Source organism: Gammaproteobacteria bacterium, from assembly GCA_035546635.1.
Lineage (GTDB): Bacteria > Pseudomonadota > Gammaproteobacteria > JAURND01 > JAURND01 > DASZWJ01.
Window position 1 is genome coordinate 44,815 of sequence record DASZWJ010000013.1, and the last position, 23,686, is coordinate 68,500.

The 23,686-nt window shown below is 43.5% G+C and carries 2 protein-coding genes; both read right to left on the reverse strand.

What is annotated here, in order from left to right; all coding sequences use genetic code 11:
• Positions 1-88 precede the first annotated feature (88 nt).
• Positions 89-10,384, reverse strand: coding sequence for a hypothetical protein (locus tag VHE99_02320; GenBank protein ID HVV67859.1), 10,296 nt, complete (start codon positions 10,382-10,384; stop codon positions 89-91).
• A 377-nt stretch (positions 10,385-10,761) separates the two neighbouring features.
• Positions 10,762-23,355, reverse strand: coding sequence for a putative Ig domain-containing protein (locus VHE99_02325; protein ID HVV67860.1), 12,594 nt, complete (start codon positions 23,353-23,355; stop codon positions 10,762-10,764).
• Positions 23,356-23,686 lie beyond the last annotated feature (331 nt).

Here is a 23,686-nt window from a genome sequence, read left to right on the forward strand (position 1 = left end):
TTTCATATTGACTGATACTGAGTCGTTGGCAAAAAAATCAAAAACGCGTCAACGACTAACTAAACAATACTGGAAGCACTGCCAGATTTTAAAACTCTTTACCCGAGTTCAAACTATTTTCTTTATCATCTTCTACCAAAGGATTTGGTCTAGAGCTACTAGAACTCTGTGCAACCCCATCAGTCAATGCCGCTGCAGAAGGGTGAGCAAAAAAACTCCTCGCTGGAGGTATTGCTAACGAACTGCTTGATATGTTTGAACTTTCAGTACCTGGTATTTTAGAGGGACTCTTCGGTGGGGGGGGTGGCAAAGGATCACCCTGAGGAGACAGCTTCGTTATCAATTGTCCGGTTGAGGAAGAAGATGATGATGAAGAGAGAATTGCAGGTGCGCTCCCTGTCCCTTGTACTATTAGTTTTGCTTCTGGCGGCTCTGGATCAGCTATGTCAGGGAGCTGTTGTAGAACCCCATCTCCACCTACTTGCTGAGCACCTTGTGGTTGTGGATTCAAATCATTTAGCTCTACAGGCTCAGGTGAAATCCGCTTACGTTTAGATTCAGCTGAAGAACGTGGACCCGGCTCATCAGAATGGTACCATGCTCTAACAATGCCGATCGCATCTTGGATAACCCGGGGTGCGAAATAACCAAGGATGGTTAATTCCACCTGTAAAATATCTATATTTTCAGGACGCGAAAAAAATAATGCGGCTCCCTCTAAGGCGACTGTCGCATCAACAATCCACCTGACCTGAAGATCATGCGGCAAACATGCTAAAGTGCCTAAAGGAAAGGCAAAAGTTCTGCGCAGCCAATCTCCCCAACTTCCAGCCCCCTGCCATTCCGGTCGCTGAAATCTTGAGTTCAATCTGTTCATCTGTCCAGGTTTTTTGTCATCATCGATCGCTTGCTTACTTCCCGGGTGCAATGCTCTGTCTCTATCATGATCCCGTGAGCGCGCCATATGCTTATAATCAGTAAAATTATCGGGTGGCTCGGCTAATAGACGTTGTAACCGTAATGAAGCCATGCCTACAAGCGGCGGTATAATCCAAATTAAACCTGCCAGCAGATTATTTAACGATTTTTGCCAATCGGTATCCTCTTCTGCGGTATTTAGGATAGCAGTGTTCCAGCCAAATATATTACCTGTATAAGTAGCAGCTAACAGGGATATGGCACTATCCAATGTGAAAGTTGCAACATTTCGAAATAGAGGAGAAATTTTCGTTACCCAACTAGGTCTAGGTGCAGGAACATCTAGATAAAATTCATTCTCTTTAAGGTCATCGATTAAATCGATAAGTCGCTTGCGCCTTTCTGAAGTAATATCTTGTTTACTGATAATAGCCTGCAATGTTGCGCCTATTTGTTCTCGAGATGCCCCCGTCAGTTGCTCCCACCGAAAACGCGCACCGGTTCCTGAGTATGGATTAATGACATCCAACATTAATTTTGCAAATGCACGTAGAAATTTTTTATCCTTTTCGGTTAAATCACCCTCTTTTGCTAATATAAATCGTGCATCAGCCAATTGTAAAAATAACTCTACTATGGGTGGGGGAGTTCTATCTCTACTGAAAACCCAAGAATATAAAAATGCACCCACTCCCGAAGCGGACTGTGGATGATCCGCCAAAATTTGCAGTACGGGCACATAAGAATTCTGCCAACCGGAACGTACTGCCGGATAACCCACACCTAAAAAAGAGGCAGCGAGCGCTACGAGATAATGCAGGTAGGACCAGTCTGTCTCCGCCTTGGCTGCCGGAGGCCAAACAAAGTTTAAACCATCATCATCTTCCTCCTCCTCTGGAGCAACCTGTTCTACATTAACAAGCAGAGGTTGTTTAAGATCATGTTCACGTTGGTTTCTCTGGTTGACTGAATCCAATACATCTTCTAAGTCGAATCCCGGAAGTTCCTCCGCATCATTGGAATCCCCTATCGAGAGTTCTTCATCTGATTTTACCGACAGGTTATCATTCGCATGCTTACGCTTCTTCTCTTCCTCAGCCTCTTGCCTCTCCAACTCATCATCCACACCTTTCTCCAAACGCGCTAGCGAATCTTGAGAGGAGTGCCCTATTGAAGATCCTGGAGTGGGAGGCTTATCGGGCAAAAACCATCCAAAAATATTTTTGATTGACTTTACAACTGTTGGTCTTTCTTGCGGTTTTTTTTCAGGATCCTGCTTCCAAAGGCTTGCCAAAATATCATCCATCTCCGAATCAGGAACCACACTTTTCTTTGGTGGTTTCTTTTTTGGTGTTTTTTTCTGACGGCCAACTGGATTTTCTAACTCTTCATCCCCTTTAGAAGAACCATACGGGGTTCGCTCTTTTTCATCCAATAGTCGTTCTTTAACCCCTGTTGGTGGTCCCATGATCTTGTTTTTTACAGCACTCAACCAACTACTGAAGAAGGGCTGACTTTTTTTCTTCTCAAAATCATCAACAAACGAAGGTTGAACTTGAATTACACTATCACTGGTCTTGAATGAAATTGAATTTCGAGGGTTGGATGAGACCGAAGGTCGAGCTGATGGAAACGATTGAGAATAAGCCAAACCAGATGAACTAGAAGTAAGTTGAGCTTGAGGCGATGACTGAGACGAAGATGATGGAATTCCCGAAGGACTAGATAGCATTGATGAACTGGTTTGAATTTGAGTAGGATTTGCTTTAGGCGGAAAAAGAGTATCAAATGAAGCCAAAGAGGATGAGGAAGGTTGGACTTTTGTACTAGATGATGTCTGAGATAAGAATGGAATAGCTGAAGGGCTAGATGGCATTGATGAACTGGTTAGAATTTGAGTAGGCTGTGCTTTTGCTTCAAGAGGAAAAAAAGTATCAAACGAATCCCAAGAAGAAGATTGAGCTTGTGCACCTGATGCCTGAGATACAGGTGGGATACCCGAAGAACTAGTTGAAATTTGATTAGGCGTTGCTATTTCCTCTTTTTGCGAATCAAATGAAGCTTGAATGGCTTTGCTTAAATCAGTTTCAAAGCTTGCAGAAGAGCCTCCAATAAGTTGACTCTGATCGCCTGAATTCAGTTGTGCTTGTCTGATTTCTTGTGTTGTAAGCACCGTTGCGACAGTCACCGATTGTAATTCCCTAAAAGATTCCGATCCCATTGAATAGGCTGACGATTGACCGGCCACTGATATTTCTGCCGCTTGTAAATCAAAAATCTCCTCATTCGTGTTAGATTCATTGGGCACAGGTGTTTTGTCAGGCGTAGTTTTTTCGTCATCAATATCTCTACCTTTGAGAGACGATAACATAGCAGAAGCGAGCGCGAATTCACTAATTTTTGAATCGGAAGGTTGGGAAAAGTTTGTAAACGATAACGGTGAACTACTTGAAGACATAACTGTAGTTGTAGACGCAGAAAAACTCGCTGGTTCATTCTCTTCATCTGAGGGGGGGGGTGGCGGAGTTAGTAGTTGTGAATCCAGTGAAGCTATGGATCGAACATGTAGAGTAGAAATGGGCTCAGAACTATTTGAGCCAGATTTTTTCTCGTACAATTTCTCCTCCCCAGACAACTGCGCTACACTTTTTCGTAGTCCATTAAATGTAGTTTCCAACGAATTAAGTAGGGAACTCTGTTGTTTTGTCAGTAGCAGAAGAGGTTCCCTAAGGTGTGCTATCATTGTGGGGACAGCTGGCGATAGGTTGGTTAATAAATTTATTCTGAACTCCTCTTGATTTTCAGTACCTGCTGATTGCAATTTCAATGTTAAAAATTTATCTGCGGCTTGTAGTGCCAAAAAATAAACGGTTGATGAAAAATGTCCGTCTTCTAACTTGCCGGTTCTTTGCAGCTCTTCAAGCTTAGAGATTTCATCGCGTAGTTTAGCCTCTGCATCATATGTATCGCCAGCATAGGAATGTCCATTAAACACCGCAATACTGTTTAATACATTGGTCAAAGCGGTTATGGCCTGTTGACTTGAAGGTAGTTCAGGTGGTGGTGGCGGTGGTTCAATCGGTGGTTTCGTAAGATTGGGCGTAGATAATTGTGCAGAGTCCTCAAAATTCTCCTCAGGGATATCCAGAATAATAGGCTCATCAATTTTAGTCTGAAAATTTAAATAGCCGCTTTCTGTTTGCAAAACGGGATGTACAACTAAACCCCCCTTCAAGCAAGACAGATCATCTTCCAGTTCAGCAAGTTTTTCCAAAAGGGTTTCTTGCTGTTTACTCAGAGTTGCTCCAAGTTTTTCTAAATCTGAGTACGCTGATTTCACAGATTGGTTCAACTTCTTAGCTAAACCCTCTAAAACAGTGACTGGCATTATCTGTTCTTGACTCAGAGCAAGATCGTTTCTGTTCAGTTCTTGTCTGTATGCATCTAGCACACCTGCTATTTTTGTTAGAGCAACGATATAGTTTTTATCACCAAGGGTTGCATCCAATGCCATAGTGCCACACTTTTGGGCGCGCGTTAATTTAGCAACCTCTTTAATTGCCAATCTGGATACTTTAAGTAATTTTTTTGTGCTGTCCTTACCAATATCGATGCGATTATCCCCAGAGACTTTTTCTGCTTTTTCATCTTTAAGATATTTTTTATGACAGCTGTTGATTTCACTTAAGGTATCTTTTAAGAATTGCAGTGGCTCTTGTGGCGCGCGTTGTTTTATTTTTTGTTCTCTGCCTAAATCCACTTCAGAGGGCTGTTTGTCGGATTTCTTTTCATTCGGCTTGCCCGGGATATCCATTAACTCCGTTTCTGCGGTTAGTATGGTCTTTTCTTGTGTCTGCTGTTTGGAGTCGGTCAATTCCAAAGAAAAAACCACTGACTCATCGGCAGAAAATTTACGGGTAAATTTGAATTCTTTGGATAAGATTTTTTCCAGATCTGATTCCTGCTCAGAAAGCACATGGGGTTTTCCTGCAGGAGGAATGTTTTTGCGTGTCTCATCATCTTTGGAAATCGGAGTGCCTAAAAAAAATCCCAACAAGGTATGCTTGAGTTGCGTAGGGCAATGATTTCCACATTTTTCCAGCGCCTGTTTAAGAGTAAGAGGTCCATTATAGGTTAGGACAGAATGCGTCAAGTCGAACAAAAGTTCATTCAAAACTTCCAAAGCTTTTATTTCTTGCTTACGATCTGCCGAACTCATGCAACCTCCAACGGTCACACCTAGTCTTTTGGCGAGCATCGCGGTTGCTACTGCTTCATGGGTTTTTTTCCGTGGTTTATGGCCTTTAGGATGTTTGTAGATAGCCCAATCTCTTCCAAGATGAACAGTGGCAAGTTCGGCAGCTGCTTGCGTGAGTATTGCTAACTCGCGTTTAGCGGACTTGTTCATGACAACGTCATCCGGCCGTCTGAGTTCGTTAGCTGCTGAACATAAATAAGCTGTCAGTTTTTGCAGTGCATCTCCAACGTTGCTGTTATTTTTATTTCGGATAACCGGTTTTGCATCGCCTTTTAAGAAATCAGTTATCGTTTGCAGACTAGATTGGATTTCTTTTGGAACTTGCATTTCAAATTTTTTCAGAAGATCAGCAGCCATATTCAATAAATCACGCGTATCTGCAACCTCAGCTGAATTTTTACCATAGCCTTTAATATCACCCCACATATTGACATGGTCATTAACCTCCTTTACACGGACATCAATACATTGCGCTTTATCATCCTCAGGTTTTACACCAGGTGCATAAAACTCTACGTTACCATCCGACAGCAACCAAGGTATATTCATCTTTAAAAAATCTTTAAATGCCTGATTGGCAGCTTTTTTACTTGCGGATTTTTTGAAGCTTTTTCCTGAATCAGACTTGGGTGCACCTACCAAGGTGTGGTGGGTAACCGGCACAATTAAATGACCGCGACGATCCTGAAGTAATGGCAGTTGCCTATTCTCAAAGAATGTACGTAAATAAGCTTTCAATCTATTACCTTGCTCTCCTATGACCATTGCCAGATAATTGGATTTGTTAATTTCATTACGTTCTTTTTCATCTTCGATTTTATACGGTTCAGGAAATGCTGATACCATGTCCCGGGACAGCGCAGAAACTATTTGTTTTTCTCCATTGACGGTGAATGCTGTGTTATCCAGCGCAGTCGCGGGATTTGGTAGAAAACGTAGTGCTGCGTCAGTCGGTGTTGTTCGCAAAGTTTCGAGATTTTCACTAGCGTAACGTGCAAACCAGGGACCTATTTTTTTGACTGCATCTTTATACCATTGAGATTTTTCATAGTTGTCCCAGGGATCTTTAACACCACCAGGAATATTGGGAACTCCTACCCGAACTTGTTTATAAAATTCTACCCGAAAACCCGCCTTATCTGCTGTCATTTCCTTACTATCTGCAGGTTGTGGTATCAGCACACAAAATGCCACTTTGCCGGTATATTTTAATAACTCCATCTTCCACATGGCTTGGATGGCAGATTTTGCTTGCTCGTGGTCTTTGCAAAGTTTATTGGCTCGCAATACGGCAGTCAAAGCACCGCCTAATTGACGCAGCGCTTGTTTCATGATTTTCCTATCATCAGGATTAGACATACTACGTAGGTGAATTGTGTCATGAAAAAGTTGCAGTTTTTGTTTTATAAAAGCCAAATTTTGTCTTTCAAAATGTTGTGGGGCATATTTTAAAATTTCCAATGCTGCTCGTGTGTACTCCATTCCCTGGTCTAAAATATCGTCTCTTTCAAAGCGAATATTCATGGATTTTTTAGGGGGAAATACGCGTACAGCTCCTAATCCAGAAACTTGCAGTTCATAAGAATCTCGATCAGCTAACGCTGAATGTTTGACCTGTAGAAAAAGACGTAATTCATCTAAAGAACCAGTATCAGTTAGATCATCAGAAAAACTGGTTGCATGCCTCTGTTTCCATTCGCTATCCCAATCTGGATTAGCACAATTAATTTCTTTGGGTAAAACTTCTGACTTTTCAGCTGAATCAATCGCCTTAACTAGATTTTCTGCTAAAGCGTGGCTTAATGGTCCTTGGAAATTAAAGGTTTTTCTTTGTTTTATTTCAGTGGCTGGCGTTGTTAAAAGTGCAGATGCCGTATCAGCTGTTGACGCAGGTATGACACTACGTGATAACGGCAGTGACTCTGGGGAGATTTTACTTTTACGTTTGGGTTGTGGCGGAGGAGGTAGAAGCGCACTGTTAAAAGCCCTCACTCCCATTATAGCATTTTGTGGCAAAGCTTTTTCTCGTACATAATTTTGGCTATCTATGACTGTGCTTGATAAATATTGTTTTTTACGTGTTTTTTCCTCTTCAGTGCTACTTATTTGTCTTTCTTCCGTTGCAACCTTTTTAGCTAATGCTTCATATTCTGATCTTAACTTCCTCAAGGAAGAAGGAAAGATGGAAGGATGATCTGTAGACATTGAACTCGCATCATCGCTCATGAGCTTTAAGACTTCTTCGAGGGTATTAGGTACTTGCAATGTTGAATCAGGCTGACCATAAAATGCTTGTACTTGTTCCAGTAATTGTTTGGCTTTTTTCTCCATCTCAGTCTTGTGCTGACTGTATTCTTGATTCAGTTCTGAAAATTTTACTTCTGCTTGCTGTAGATCATATTCTTGCTCTTGAATACTTTTGAAATCTTTTACTAATTTTTCGCGCTGCAGTTCCAGTTCTGCTATGTCGCTACGTCTTTGTTGCTCCAGTCCTGCAAATGGCTGTTTTTGTTTTTTATCATGGCTGTGTTGCACTCTTGACAAAACTTCGTCTGCCAATAATTTGTAAGTAATTTGCGCATTTTGCTCGGCAACATTAGCTAGCTCTAATCCAGGCTCAACATAAATCTGCGCAGATGAAGAAACTCTTGGTAATAACTGGTCTATCATGCTTTCTTTAGGTAGACCTACTTCCGATGGGCTTCTTAACTTAAAATCAGAGAGGTGATCTGCATCCGTGTTTTTCTGTCGTTCTGCTCGATTTGCTACACTTTCTTCCCAATTCTTTTTGGCGGTATCTAGATGATTTAGTAAATCTCTTAGTTCTTCATTCTCTACTCTAGTCCGAGCATCGACGGTCTCAATACGGGGTAAGGCAGTGATAAGTGATCGAGCTGCCGATGATGTGCTCTCTTCGATTCCTTTACCATGTGCTTCATTCATGGCTAAAACTAGAGCGTGATATAAAACTTGGTTCCCTCTTTCCATTAATCCAAGTCTTTGTGTGAGTAGATTTTGTCGGGCACGGGCTATCGTCAACTCACGATTGCTAGTTATTTCTTGCCCACGGTTATGCTTTTTTTGTGCTTTCTCCAGTGATTTAAAGAGTTTCGCTTCAACCTTATCAAAATTCTTTGGTCTTGGATCTTTCGTCTTAAGTTTTTTCAATTGTTTTTGACGCATTTTAACTTCACGACCTGCCTCTTCTCCCGCGGCAAGTTCAGCACGCAATTGCTTTATCATTGCATCATTGGCTGTTAATTCTTTCTTTAGAGCAGAGATTGAACCTTCACCTCGTGAACACAACTTGTCAAACCCAGCACGCGCCTGCTGCAACTCTTGCAAATAGTCTGCTATTTTTTGGAGATTGGGCTGTGGTTTACCACCGAGACTTTTAGGCCGCAATGCTTCTGCGCGCTTACTAAATAAATCCAGCTCAACCTGCGCAATTTCTTTATCTAAAAATTTGAGTGTTTTTTGTACGCAGTCGATAGTCTGATCAGAATCTACAACCAGTGAAACCGTAACCTTGTTTTGTTTTTTAACTTTTAATTTCGCTTCCCGCGCATCTGTTTCTGCATTAACTAAGTCATAAACTCTCTGGATTTTTACTTTAAAATCTGGGTTATTTTCATTATAAAAATTTTTATTTTTTTTCTTTAGTCCATTGGCTTTAAAATCCGCCAGTTGCATAAATAAGCTTCTGGGGTCTTCCAAAGCCAATACTTTTATATCTTTTTTTCTCTTTTTTTCGGGCACTTTCTTTTCAGATACTACCTCCTCTGCTGGAGAGGACTCTGCTTCTACCTGCTTTAGCTTTTTCTCTTCAGATACTGACTCCTCTGCTAGAGAGGACTCTGTTTCTTTCTGCTTTAGTTTTTGCTCTTCGGATACCACCTCCTCTGCTGGAGAGGATTCTGTTTCCTTCTGCTTTGGCTTTTTCTTTTCAGGTGCTACCTCCTCTACCGGAGAAGATTCTGTTTTCACTTGCTTTATATCTACATCTTTATTGTCATCTAACGTTTTTTCTTTATGTAGCGGTTGTGACAAATCACTGCGTAATTTTGTTTGCTGTTTTATTACTTTACATAAATAGGCTACTCTTGCTACCTTAACATCCAGCAGCGGTTTAACTTCCTTAATTTGCGGAGGCTGGATTAAATGCACTTGTACCAAGTACAGAAGTTGAGTAGCTAACTCTGCATTTTTTATTTTCCCTGCTATTTTAATAATCTTGTTTCCCCAGTCACGCCAATTTTCTCCTAACCTCTCCCAGTCTTCATCAAGAGAAGTTGTTGTACTTATTTTTTGAGCTGAAAAATGTTTTTGTAACCGAGACAAAGCGCGTTTTTTATCCAATATATATTTTCTTGAATAACGTATCCCCACTTCTTTTACTTTTTCATCTTTCTCTTCATCTTTTTCTTCCTTAGCCTCATTTTCTTCATCGAGCTTACTCTTAGGGTTAAGAATTCTCATCACTGATTCTTCAAGCCACAATGCTTCCTCTAACAATTTAGTGCGTTTTTTCTTTTGAGTATTAGTTTCTGAGTTACGCTCAGGTTGTAACTCCTGATGATAAAAAACAAAAGAATATTGTAAGGTTTTTAACCAATTTCCCACGAGTGTCCGATGTTTTTCGAAATAATCTCTATAAGGACTTTTTAGATTTTTTAACACGTTTAAATATAAGGCGTAGAAATCACAAATTTTGTCTAAGTCTTGGTCAAATGTGTTAAGTAATTTTCCCATGAGTTTTAATTCTTGCTGATACAAGCTATCTGCGCGTTTTTCTAATTCGCTAGCCTTAGCTATCAGATCACTTTCTGCTGTTAGTTTTTCAATTTCCGAATCTTCCTCATCATCTGAATCGTCGATTGTTGGAATTGTTGATGAAGTTAAAGGAGTCGAATGTGGGTTTGGCGATGTGGTGGAACCAACCAATATAGATTCAGTTGATGCTGATTCTGATCGCACAGAGGTAAGTACGTCAGTTAACCCTGATCCTGACCCCGATGTTGGGGTGAGCACCTCAACTTCTGGCACTACGCGCAACTGTGTTGGCGAAGTGGGTTTAATAGGTTCTGATTCCGGCACTCTTGGAGTCGGCAGGTCGGTCAGATCTGATAAACTACCAGGCGCTGATGATGATTCAATGGACTTTTTGTCTAAATCTGTAGTGGACTCTTCTTTTTTTGGGTGTTCCATATACGGCCTATAAAAAATAATAAAAATTAACAAGCAGCATCGCGTTTGCTGCTACATTTTATAAAAACTAGAAGTCCCCCATAAGTTACAGGGTGAACTTCAGCTCCGTGCTATGGTGATTTTTAAGCGCCCAGATCCTGGGGGGCAGATAGGGGAGATAATGAGTTTTTGATTTCGCGCTAACAACTCATTATTCCCTATTCGAGAACTTTCGCTTGATTAAGATGCATTCAAGGTGATTAAACATGAGCAGACAATACCATAGTCTGTGAAAATTTTGTAATTATCCCGTTTACAGATAGGGAATAACTGCTAAAAATTGAATTTTCGTAATTGCTCCTCCTATGAAAAGGGGGTGAGATGAGATTTACGAATTCTTACTTTAACTGCAAAACAACATTTTGTTCAGTTGAAAAAGGATTGCTTGCGTCTGTTTCAAATTTTGGATAGCGGTTTTGACTGCCATCATTATTAATAGAACCAACTATTAACGTCACGATACCGGTACTATCTGTCGTAAATTCATCACCACCGGGTTTCAAATGACCGAGTACCGCACTGTAATCACCACAAACGTTGGCGTTCTTTGTCTGAGTTTGTTTACCATTGCAAATCTGGTTGGTGATACCCGCCCCAGCGGTTGCAGTATAGGCAGCCTGTAATAATTTATATTTTGTATTTGGCTTTAATTGTACCCATAGATAAGTCCAATAATTCTGCGATAATCCACCACTATAATGATCTGTACCCATAGTCATAATACCACTGACAATGCCACTGTACGGCGGAGTCGGCGCAACAGGTGGCGCAAGTGTCACTGTATCGACTGAAAAGGCCGGCATAGCCATAGAGACTGATTTATTGCCATTTGCCATAGTGCTGACATTAACATTCCAAGCGATGTTAGTCTCTCCAAGATCGCTGTATGTAGGATAACCAATATTAATTTTAGGCGCAGTCTTAGGATTAAAATCGATAAAACTTGGCTGACCGCCCGGATTGGAATAGGTAAAGCCGCCATCGTGTATGACCAAATACTGTGTGCCTTTAGAGTCGGTCACACTACCTTGTACTGTAGTGCCGTCAAGCAAGACCCAGGTCTGGAAAGTGCTGCTCGAGGCACTATCCGGCTCTAGTGCACGCAAGTTAGTGTCCAATCCAGTACCTGTGTAAGTGTATTTCAGATCAGGATCTGGCAATAGCGTGAAAGGATAAGTCGCGGTATCACTTAATGTTGACGTATTGTTAGTCACCTGCAATTTCATGCTGACTTTACCCTCATTACTTACCAGATCAGCGGCATCTATCTGAGTGTTTACTGCTTTTCTACGCAGATATTGGACATTATTGTCAGTAGCTAATCCCCAATTGGCAGCTATATAGTTTGGATTGCTACCACCGCCACTGCTTAAGGTAATTGTGGCACCACTACGGCCAGAAACCAGTAAGTCATTGATCTTGATACCTGAGCCAGTATCTATTTGATCAAATTTGATGCTGGTTAAGGTGGGGATATCCGCGTCAGTTGCCGATTTTAGCACGGGAGCGACATCAACCGTAAACAGACCGGCACCTGAACTGGGAGTATCTGTCCATTGACCGGTCTTTTGGCTTTGGCACTGTATGGAAACGCTTGGCCTATTATCAATGGGGGGCACAACTGTATTATTACTGGACAGTTGTTGATTGTTGGTTATTTTCATCCAGGAGGGTGTCGCAGGATTATCATTTAATTTGCAGGTAAATGCGGTATTGCCGTTATCGTTCAGATACGTTCCCAAATCGATGGTGGAGCTGCCAGGTTTTGGATAAGTAAAAGTGCCATATATCGGTGGCAGGGTTTTGCTATTCCAGGTGGGTTTATCCCCTGGTCGTGGCTGGACTTGAACTGGAATACATTGTTCGGTACCAGTTCCATCAGGTGAAGTAGTATTGGTTGCCAATACTGGAATTCTGACAATAGTTGATGAATTAGTACCATCATAGATGTCACTGAGATCGTTGGTGGTGCGCAATATGGTCGCCGTTCCAGTTGCCAACTTCCAATTGGCAGGCTTAAAGTTGGTCGCGCAATGCGTTGGATCGCTAGTGTCTATTTGAAACTGTATACCTTTGTTGGAATCGGTAGTAATCCAGCTGGCCAGGTTCGTAGCTGTTGTTGGCACGGTGGTAGACAGGTCGTCAAAATACATTGTGGATTGAGTCACGTTTTGCCATTTAGGCAAGGTCGGTTGCACACCCACATTGAAAAGTATTTTTGCCGTGTTGCCGGTGGCTTTACTTGTCGCAATCACACCTACAGCAAAAGCAGTAGCCGAGGTTGGCACATCACCATCACTGACTAATAGGGAAGGTTGAGTTTTATCGAAACTCAACCAATCAGGGGGCAGTGCACTCGGATCCCAATCAAAAGTATAGGTATCATTAGCAATTCCTGGCGTGGTAATTCTGCTGGGATCAGCCAAGTCAACGGTACCGGTGCTGACATTAGTATCACCATAGGCATATCCCAGATACGCAGGAGGAATAGTGGCTTTGGGATCCCATACCGGCTGTTTGCTGCTATCAGTACCGGAAGTCACCTTAATGGTCTTGGTCATCGGCACATCCTGACTGGAGGTGTTATTGTAAGCATCTATCACCGGTGCAGGAAGGATCTCTGTGCCAACTAATGCTACATTGTTGTAGGCCGGATTGGCGGCCGTCATGGTGAGATAATATTTTTTATCCGTTGAATTATACGTCACTAGCCAGTTGGTATCTTTCTCATCATGTAATTTGAATACCAACGGCGGTTGTACGCTACCATCCTGATTACCCTTGTTACTGGTGATAAATTGACTCAGTTCTATTCTGGCGGCGGGCGCGGTGGTATCGATGCTGTTGAATTGGATAGTGCCGGCAGGCGCAGGTGTCCAATCTGGATGCTGTTGAATAAGATTCGCAGTAAACGGCTGATCGATGGATTGGCCGGATGCAGAGCTATAGGCGTTGATAGTCACAGTAAAGTCAGTGTCGTCTGACAAGGCTACATCACCTTTGGCTACTAGGCAGGTAGAGGCATTACCCCCTATGGTGCAAGGCTGTATGTCAAGCCAAGTCTGACCACCTCCTGCGGTGAACTTGAATTTCAGAATATCCCCAGCTGTCGGCGCCTTAAAGATACTATTTAAATCAATGGTTGGATAAGGATAGCCCATATTTGCATCTAAGATATTTGCTTGTTTGGTGGGCGCGCCTAAGCTGGCATCTGGACCCAAAATGACCTGAACGGCATGAGTCACTGGGGCGTTTTGGCTTGAAGTATTATTATAAGCATCTACCAATGGTCCGGGACTGATAGGCATACCTGTGGCGAGTAATGCCACATTATTGTAGGCTGGATTGGCTTTTGTCATGGATAAATAGTACTTCTTATCCGTAGGATCTTGTGTTACTAACCAGTTGGGGTCACTTTCATCATGTAATTTGAAAAACAAGGGCGGCTGCTGACTACCATCCTGATTGCCGGTATGGTCAGTAATAAATTGATTTAATTCTATTCTACCTGCAGCCTGAGTCGGATCAGCAATGTTGAATTGGATAATGCCACTGGGGTTGGTTGTCCAGAAGGGATGCTGTTGAATAATGGGTGTCGTAAATTCCTGATCGATGAACTGACCAGAAGCTTTGCTTTGAGCATGAATGGTCACAGTGAAGTCTTTATCATCGGAAATAGGTACATCACCTTTAGCTACTAGACAGGTAGAAGCATTACCGCCTATGGTACATGGCTGTATGTCAAGCCATGTCTGGCCGCCTCCGGTAGTGAACCCGAAATTTAAGATATCTCCTGCTATCGGTGCTTTAAATACTGTGTTTAAGTCGACTGTAGGATATGGATAGCCCATATTCGCATTGGCGATATTTGTTTCTTTAGTGGGAGGCCCAAGTGTGGTATCTGCACCCGAAGTCACCTGAATAGTCTTAGTCACCGGTGCATTCTGGCTGGAAGTATTATTGTAAGCATCTATCACAGGCGCCGGAACGATCTCTGTATCTATCAGCGCTACATTATTGTAGGCTGGATTGGCGGCCGTCATGGTGAGATAGTATTTATGATCGGTAGGATCTCGGGTCACTAACCAATTGGGGTCTTTCTCATCATGTAATTGGAATGACAGCGGCGGTTGCACGCTACCATCCTGATTGCCCGTGTTACTAATGATAAATTGGCTCAGTTCTATTCTAGCTGTGGGCGCATTGGCATCGATATTGTTGAATTGTATAGTGCCGGTGGGCGTCGGTGTCCACTCGGGATGTTGCTGAATAAGCTTGGCGGTAAACGGCTGATCGATGGATTGACCCGAGGCATTACTATGCGCATGAATGGTCACGGTAAAGTCAGGGTCATCTGACAAGGGCACATCGCCTTTGGCTACTAGGCAGGTAGAAGCATTACCACCTATGGTACAGGGCTGTATGTCTAGCCATTGCTGACCGCCTCCATTCGTGAAACTAAAGCTAAGTGTATCTCCTGCTATCGGTGCTTTAAAGACACTGTTTAAGTCGACTGTAGCATAGGGATAACCCATATTGGCATCGACAATGTCGGCTTGTTTGGTAGGCACACCTAAGCTGGCATCGGGACCGGAAATCACCTGGATGGTCTTGGTTACCGGCGCATTTTGGCTGGAAGTATTGTTGTAAGCGTCTATTACCGGCGCCGGAACAATTTCTGTGCCCACTAAGGCCGCATTATTGTAGGCTGGATTGGCGGCCGTCATCGACAAATAATATTTTTTATCAGTAGGATCTTGGGTAATCATCCAGTTAGGATCCGTAGCATCGTGCATTTTGAATAGCAAGGGGGGTTGCTGACTGCCATTCTGATTACCGGTATGGTCGGTAATAAATTGATTTAATTCTATTCTGCCTGCAGTTTGGCTTGCATCAATATTATTGAATTGGATAACGCCACTCGGATTGGGTGTCCAGATCGGATGCTGCTGATTAATGGGTGCTGTAAATTCTTGATCTACTGATTGACCGGAAGCCTTGCTTTGAGCATGGATAGTCACAGTAAAATCAGTATCATCTGACAAGGGCACATCGCCTTTGGCTGCAAGACAAGTGGAAGGCTTACCGCCTGCAGTGCAAGGTTCAATAACCAGCCAGGGCTTACCACCCGAAGCAGTGAAATTAAAGCTCAGGACATCTCCGGCCACTGGTGCTTTAAAGACTGAATTTAAATCTACTGTAGGATATGGATATCCCATATCCGCAGCTGAAATTTCTGTTTGTTTTTCCGGTGCACCTAAGGCGGCATTGGGGCCAACCACCACCTCAACTGCATTGTTTTTAGGTGTTTGTGATGTGCTGTTGGTCGCTATTAATGGAACACTAAACTCTTTGCCAATATCATCCACACTGCCTGGTAAATATTGTAAGTAGTAGTCATTTGTACCTTCTTTGACTAGTTTCCATTTGGTTTCATCAAACCCTGTGCCTTCTGTTATGACTAGATTCGTAGCACCTTCAATGATGTAAGTATTGAGATGAATTAAGTGTAGATCGCTGGTGCCATCATAATTTACCGTGGGCGGTGTAGTTGGGTTTTGCCATCTGGGCTGTATATTATTTATGACAATATTAAAAGTTTTAGGTGGTAAGGTTTGACCTGATTTAGTGCTGGCAGCCACATCAAAGCTGACAGTGCCTGAAGGATCTTGGGCAGCAGCTGGTACTTGATTGCTCACCAATGTGGTGGTGCCATCAGGATTTGGCTGAGCAGTTAACCAATCAGGCAGATTAGATAACAGTACTGAACATACTTGGTTAGTCGGGCAACTGATGAGGTTATCGGCTACATAGCTGTAGCTTTCACCCGCTGTTGCTTGATCTGGATTCAGACCGCTCCAACCTATGCCATCGAGTATATTTATAGTAAAGCTTTGCTGCGGTGATTTCAGGTTGCCGCTGGTTTTCTGGCTAGTTGCGGTGACTTTAACATCGACTGTAGTTCCTGGTTGATCTGGTACTTGACCTGTACCGATTAATGTGTGGCCGTCACTGTCCAGGGTCAGCCAGGACGGTAGATTAGAATCTAAATTTATTTGGTAGGTATCGCCTGGTAGACCTGGGGTTTTAAGTTTGAGTGCTAAATCGACTGCGGGGTATACCTGACCTTGCTGTGCATTAGGAATGGTCGTGTCAATCCATTCAGGATTACCCGGATTGATAGTGACGCTGAAAGTCTGCGGTGTGCTTAATTGTGCACCCGTACTACTTGCGGTAATTTTTACTGTCACGGGTGAAATGTCACTCTCAGGCACAGTACCCTGACCTACTAAATTACCGCCATTATCTATGGTTAACCACGAGGGCGCAGACGGATCTAGGGTAAATTGATAAGTGTCAGATGTTAAGCCAGGTGTACGAACTAAAGGTAGCAAGCTAGTCTTGGGATAAACTGCATTATATTGCGCTGCTGGTAAATCACCTGACCAAATGGGGGCGCCTGGACGGATATTAATTTGCAAAGTGCCCGTTGTGCTCTTGCCAGAAATTGTGCTGGTTACCGTCACTTTTAATCTGACAATGCTGGGAGCACTTTCAGGGATATTACCAATGCCCTGTATGATTCCATCTGGATCTAGGGTAAGCCATGAAGGCAGGGTTTCGCCGGCTGCAGGCGCAAAGGTATATTCATCATTCATGTTATCAGGGGTGCTGACATAATCAATGAGATTGATTAACTTGCCATCTGCATAGACGGCATCGTAATTACCATCGGGTAGATCGGTTACATCCCACATGGGTGATCCAACTGGGGTTACTGTCAAGCTAAAAGTTTGTGGTGCGCTTAAAGAATTGCCTGTGCTAGTTGCAGTGACAGTGAAGGTGACAGGAGATGTTTGATCGATGGGTACTGCGCCAACACTCTGCAGATGTCCGTCAGTGATCTGTAGCCAGCTGACGGGTGCATCTAACCGCATATTGTACGTGTCTTTTGCCAAACCTGGGGTATGCAATTTGGTCGTCAGATCAGTGCCTATGTATGTTTGGCCTTGTTGTGCATCAGGTAAGGTATCATCAGTCCAAACAGGAGCACCGGATTTGATGGTGATGCTAAAGGTCTGTTGCGTCGGTAATTTCGAGGTAGCACTGATGGCAGTGATCTTCACAGTGACTGGCGTCGCATCGGTTTCCGGCACGGGGGATTGGCCAACTAATGAATGACCATCACTACCCAAGGTCAGCCAAGCGGGCGCTTGATCCAAGTTGAATTGATAGTTATCGGATGCCATACCTGGGGTTCGTACCATTGGCAGCAGATCAACCTGTCCATAGGTCACATTGTATTGCGCATCATTCAAGCTACCATTCCAGATTGGCGCACCCGGACGCACATTGATAATCAATACATTAGGGGTACTGATGCCTTTGAGGTTAGTCACGGTAATAGGCAGTTTGACTATAGTGGTCGCATCTTCTGGGATCGCATTCTGATTCCCTGTTAACGTCCCATCACTATTTAAAGTTAGCCAGGACGGCAGCGGCTGATCCGGGCTAAAGGTATAGGTGTCGGTGGGGTTATTGGGTGTACTGACCAAGGTTTTCAGATCGACTGACCCCTGGTAAGGCGCACCATAATAACCATCAGAAAGATTGGTATCTATCCAAATGGGTGCGCCAGCCTGGGTAATTGTCAGGCTGAAACTTTGCGTGTCACTCAGGCCATTGGTGCTGGTAGCAGTGACGGTGAACGTGACAGGCGAGGTTTGATTATCGGGGACTGCACCTGTGCTTTGCAGATGTCCATCCGTTGTAACCTGCAACCAGCTGACGGGTGCATTCAACTGCATGGTATAGGTATCTTTTGCCAAACCTGGGGTATGCAGTTTGGTCGTTAGATCAGCGCCGGTATAGGTTTGGCCTTGCTGTGCATCGGGCAAGCTATTATCAGTCCAAACAGGGGCTCCTGATTTGATGGTGAGGCTGAAGGTCTGCTGCGTTGGTAATTTCGATGTGGTACTCGTTGCAGTAATCTTCACGGTGACTGGCGTCGCATCAGTTTCCGGCACTGGGGATTGACCGATTAGGCTATGACCATCGCTACCTAATGCGAGCCATGCAGGTGCTTGATCTAATTTAAATTGATAATTGTCATAAGCCATGCCTGGAGTGCGCACCATGGGTAACAGGTCGACTTGACCATAGGTCACATTATATTGCGCATCGGCCAGGCTGCCACTCCAAATAGGTGCACCTGGGCGTACATTGATAATTAATATACTGGGAGTACTGATGCCTTTGAGGTTAGTTACAGTAATAGGCAGTCTGACTACAGTGGACGCATCTTCTGGGATGACATTCTGATTACCCATTAACGTGCCGTTACTATTCAAAGTTAACCAAGCTGGCAGTGGTTGATCCGGGCTAAAAGTATAAGTGTCCGTTGGGTTATTGGGTGTACTGACTAAAGTTTTCAGATCGACTGATCCCTGGTAAGGCATACCATAATTACCATCCGGCAAGTTGGTGCGTATCCAGATGGGGGCGCCAGCCTGGGTAATTGTCAGGCTGAAACTTTGCGTGGCACTTAGGCCATTTGTGCTGGTAGCAGTGACAGTAAACGTGACGGGTGAAGTTTGATTATCGGGAACTGGACCCGTACTTTGCAGATGACCTTCTGCAGTGACCTGTAGCCAATCGACAGATGTTTCTAGCTTCATGGTATAGGTATCTTTCGCCAAACCTGGGGTATGCAGTTTAGTAGATAAGTCTGCGCCCACATAGTCCACACCCTGCTGTGCATCAGGTAATGTGTTATCTGTCCAAACCGGAGCACCTGAATTGATAGTCACGCTAAATGTCTGTTGGCTGGACAGTTGGGAACTGCCACTGATGGCAGTGATCTTCACAACGACTGGGGAAGCGTCATTTTCTGGAACTGCTGATTTTCCTATTAGGGAATGGCCATCTGTATCCAAGGTTAACCAAGCGGGTGCTTGATCGAGATGAAATTGATAATTGTCGCTTTCAGCACCTGGCGTGCGAACTAAGGGTAATAAGTCAGTATGTCCGTAGGTCACATTGTATTGCGCATTGGGTAAATTACCGCTCCATATCGGTGCGCCGGGAAGTACATTGATAATTAATATACCGGAGGTGCTTATTCTTTCAGTGTTAGTTACCGTGATATGTAATTTAACTACTGTGGGTGTACTTTCCGGTATGATTTGTTGGGTACCGGTCAAAATATGTCCATCGGCTAATTTTAACCACGAAGGCAATGGCTGACCCGAATCTACGGTAAAGGTATATTGTTCATTGGGTTTATTCGGCGTGCTCACATAAGTATTCAGATCCACAGAGGAGCTGTACACATTATTGTAACGACCATTAGGCAATGCAGTATTAATCCATATGGGCGCACCGGGTTTAGTAATAGTCAATACAAATGGCTCTGAAGAACTGAGTTCAGAATTCGTTTGACTGGTCGCAGTGACCGTGAAATTAATCGATGAGGGTGCATTGTTTGGAACAGCGCCGGTTAAAAAAGTACCATTTTCAATTTTTAACCAAGTAGGATTGCCAGATAGCGTCATCTGGTAGGTATCTCCTCTTAATCCTGGTGTGTGTAGTTTCTTGGATAAGTCTACATCTGGATAGAGAATACCCTCCTGCGCATCCGGCAAGGTGTTATCCGTCCATATGGGATTGCCCGGCAGAATATTTATCACCAAGGTAGCTTGGGTTTCAGCATTGGTGATCGTGCTCTTGACGATGACTTGTAATTCTAGAATATTCGGCGCGCTTTCGGGAATATCGCCTTTACCTTGTAGCACACCATTGTTTAACTCTAACCAAGAGGGTAAGGGCGATGAAGACGATGCCAGTCTAAATTCATATTGATCTTTGGAGTTGCCTGGGGTAGTAACATATCTGCGTAAATCGGTAATGCCGTAATGCGTATTGTATTGGCCATTGGGCAAGTCTGTCTGAGTCCAAATAGGCGCATTGGGTTTGGTAATAACCAGGTTAAAGGTCTGCGTCGCTTTGAGATTGCCTGGCGCATTCTCACTAGTTGCCGTCACGACCACCGAGACTTCTGGGGGAGCATCAGTTGGCACTGCGCCATTAGCAGATAAAAAATGGCCATTAGTAATTTGCAACCATGAGGGATTAGTTCCCGTTAACACCATCTGATAAGTGTCTTTTGGCAAACCTGGGGTATGCAATTTTGGCGATAAATCAACGCCTTCATATGGCACACCTTGCTGAGCATCGGGTAAGGTATTATCCGTCCAAACCGGAATACCAGGCAGAATCTTCATGACTAACGTAGCGGGAGTACTCAATCCAGTCAACGTACTTTTAACGGTGACGCCAATTTCCACCACACTCGGCGCACCCTCTGGAATCACTGCGTTGGGCGCCGCATCGATCACACCGTTATTGAACTGTAACCAGGACGGCAGTGAGGAATTGTCATTGAGCGTGAAATTATACTCGTCATCGCTGCGGCCTGGTGTAGTCACATATTTACGTAGATCAAAATTAATATAAGGCGCCCCATACTGACCATTGGGTAAATCCGTCTGATTCCAGATAGGCGCACCCTGCTTAGTGACGGTTATGATAAATGGCTGACTGGCATTGAGGCCAGTGATCTCGCTATGTGCCGTGATGGTCAGCTTGACGGTATTCGGCGCATCGGTAGGCACTTTGCCCTTCGCAGTTAAGAAATGTCCATCGATGATTTGTAACCAGCTCGGGCTGTTGGCATCTAATGCCATTTTATAAGTATCGCCATTTGGCAAACCGGCGGTGCGCAATTTAGGCGCTAAATCCACTTGTTCATATTCCACTCCTTGTTGCGCATCGGGCAAGGTATTGTCGATCCAGATCGGCGCACCGGGTTTAAGATGAATGGTTAATACACCAGGGCTGCTGAGGCCAGTTTTTTTATCTATGGCAGTGACATAGATTTGGGTATCCATGGAAGCGTCATCAGGGATATTTTTTATTCCCGTTAAAGCGCCGGTTTCGTTATTCAGCTGCAACCAAGCCGGCAAGGTTCGATCGGGTCTGAATGTATACTGGGTTTCAGTTTCACCTGGTGTTTTGACATAGGTGTTCAGATTGGCTCCAGGGTAAATGACACCATATTGTCCATCGGGCAGGTTTTCAGACCATACTGGTGCTCCGGCATTTATTTGCACATCAAAGGTTTTGGTAGCAGATTCCTTTAAGGTATTGCTGGTTACTTGAATTTCAATTTGAACGGGTTTGGTGTCCGATTCTTGCACCACACCATTGGGAACCAGCAAGTGCTGATCTTGAAGTATGACCCAAGAAGGACTTTTCAGGATTTTAAAGGTATAGGTATCATCCGGCAGGTCAGTGGTGGTGACAAAGCCATTTATGGTACCGCTATCTTTGGACAAATCAATTGCCGGCTCTGGGTAATTGGTATTAATCGTTGCAGCTGGCAAAGATTTTGCCGTCCAACTCGGGCCAGCATAAGTAACTGTCAAAACAAAGGTACGTATTTCTGTGACAGGATTTTTTAAGTTAGGTTGGGTACCTGTGGCAGTAATAGTGACATTGTATTTGCCTTCCAGACTTTGACCGCCAGGAATGGGAGCAGCTGAGGATACAACCGCTTCGTAAGCATTTTTCTGGGTAATGATAATATTTAATGCTGGAGACATATCAGGCGATGAGGTTTGACTACCTACGGGTGCTATCACCATCGAAAAATCGACTTTCTCAAACATTCTCGGATCAAACTGGAAGTAGTTTTTCGTATCTACGTTATCAATCACTTGATTAATAGCTTTAGTCTGAGAGGGGATAGGTTGTGAAGCGATGGCATATTTTTTGACGGCCTGGTCTCTGACAGCTAGCACACGGTTATAGTAGACTACGGGTTTGTCAATCCAGCTTTTCAATTCTGCCAATGCGCCTTGACCCAACTTATTCATGCTATACGATTTGGGAGCCGGATAGCTGACTCCCAGCATGAGGCTGTTAGCGTCTTGCAAATTGCCACGGCTTTCTTGACGCTGGGCACCGAGAGATACTTCAAAATTTTTGGGTAACAGTTTGCTGACTTTAGCGTTATATTCCGTGCTGGAAGCCGTGTTATTCACTGAAGCGGTTGCTTTTATCGTGGGATGGAAGACATGGCTTAGCTCGGCTTTGTAGGCTACTGTAGAAACATTTTGATTGTTTTCGAACCAAGTATCATACGTAATCTGGCTGTAACCTGCGCCCAACGCCAATGATGTTGTTTCCCAAGGTAACAAATTGACGGAAGCAAGACCAGTGACCTCTCCACCACCTGCTATGCGACGCAAATTAATATAGGCATCATCGCCATTATAAAATATAACACCAGGCAAATCAGTGCTAGGCGCTTTAGTATAATTACCACTGAGTTCAAAGCTGTGAACTATTCCGCGTTGGAACAGATATTGGTATGCACCGCCAAAGGAATGCTGATAGACGCGACTATTGATGGTACCCGTATCAAAATCATAGGGTAGGTTCTGATTTAAATATTCATAGGTTAGTTTGAATTGGTGCTTATCTTTGAATCGATAGCCGGCGGTGAGGTTGCCGCGCCATTCATTAGGTCCGTAAGTGGCTTTGAGCGCAAGACCCAGGCGGTCAGAAAACATATGCAGGTAGTTAAGGCCCAATATCCAATCCAAATCGGTGTCGTATTTTAAGCTGGCCGCTAAGGGTCCTTTTAAACCCCAAGTATCGGTGCTTAACGGCAGGTTTTGAATATTAGAAGGAGTCCAGGTTTGCTGGTTTTTTTGACGCCAGCATTGATCTGGATTAGGAGTTAGATTGCAATCAACTGTACTTCCACCAGTGTAATTAGTTTGACCCAGGCTTAGAGGAGCTGGGATAGCCATGCAGCTTAGAAAAAGCAAACATGAAAGCAATGTGCGGGATATTAGCGGTTTCATTTCCGAGCGCCTTTACAATTCCAACCGAAAAAGACATAGTATATCCTTGTGAATCCAAAACAGGTATCAGCGGCCTCCCTGCCTAAAAACAATGATCCTGTATATTTTTATTCTTCCTTAAGCTTTGGGTAAAAGCTGCTAATCTATTCAACCCCATTTTTTTACTAAATTCTAATCTTTTTTTGTATTTTTTTATGCGAGAATTAGAAATATCTTTTATTAATTTAGCATGATTTACAATTTTATTGCAAGTATTTTTTAAGATTACTTTAAGTTGATTGTTTTTTTTGGTATTTTGATAACTACACTTTAAGCACTATATCTCCCTCCC

What these genes read in the sequence shown, in the direction of transcription:
- VHE99_02320 (HVV67859.1), bottom strand. Translation starts at nt 10,384, where the DNA reads ATGGAACACCCAAAAAAAGAAGAGTCCACTACAGATTTAGACAAAAAG.
- VHE99_02325 (HVV67860.1), bottom strand. Translation starts at nt 23,355, where the DNA reads ATGAAACCGCTAATATCCCGCACATTGCTTTCATGTTTGCTTTTTCTA.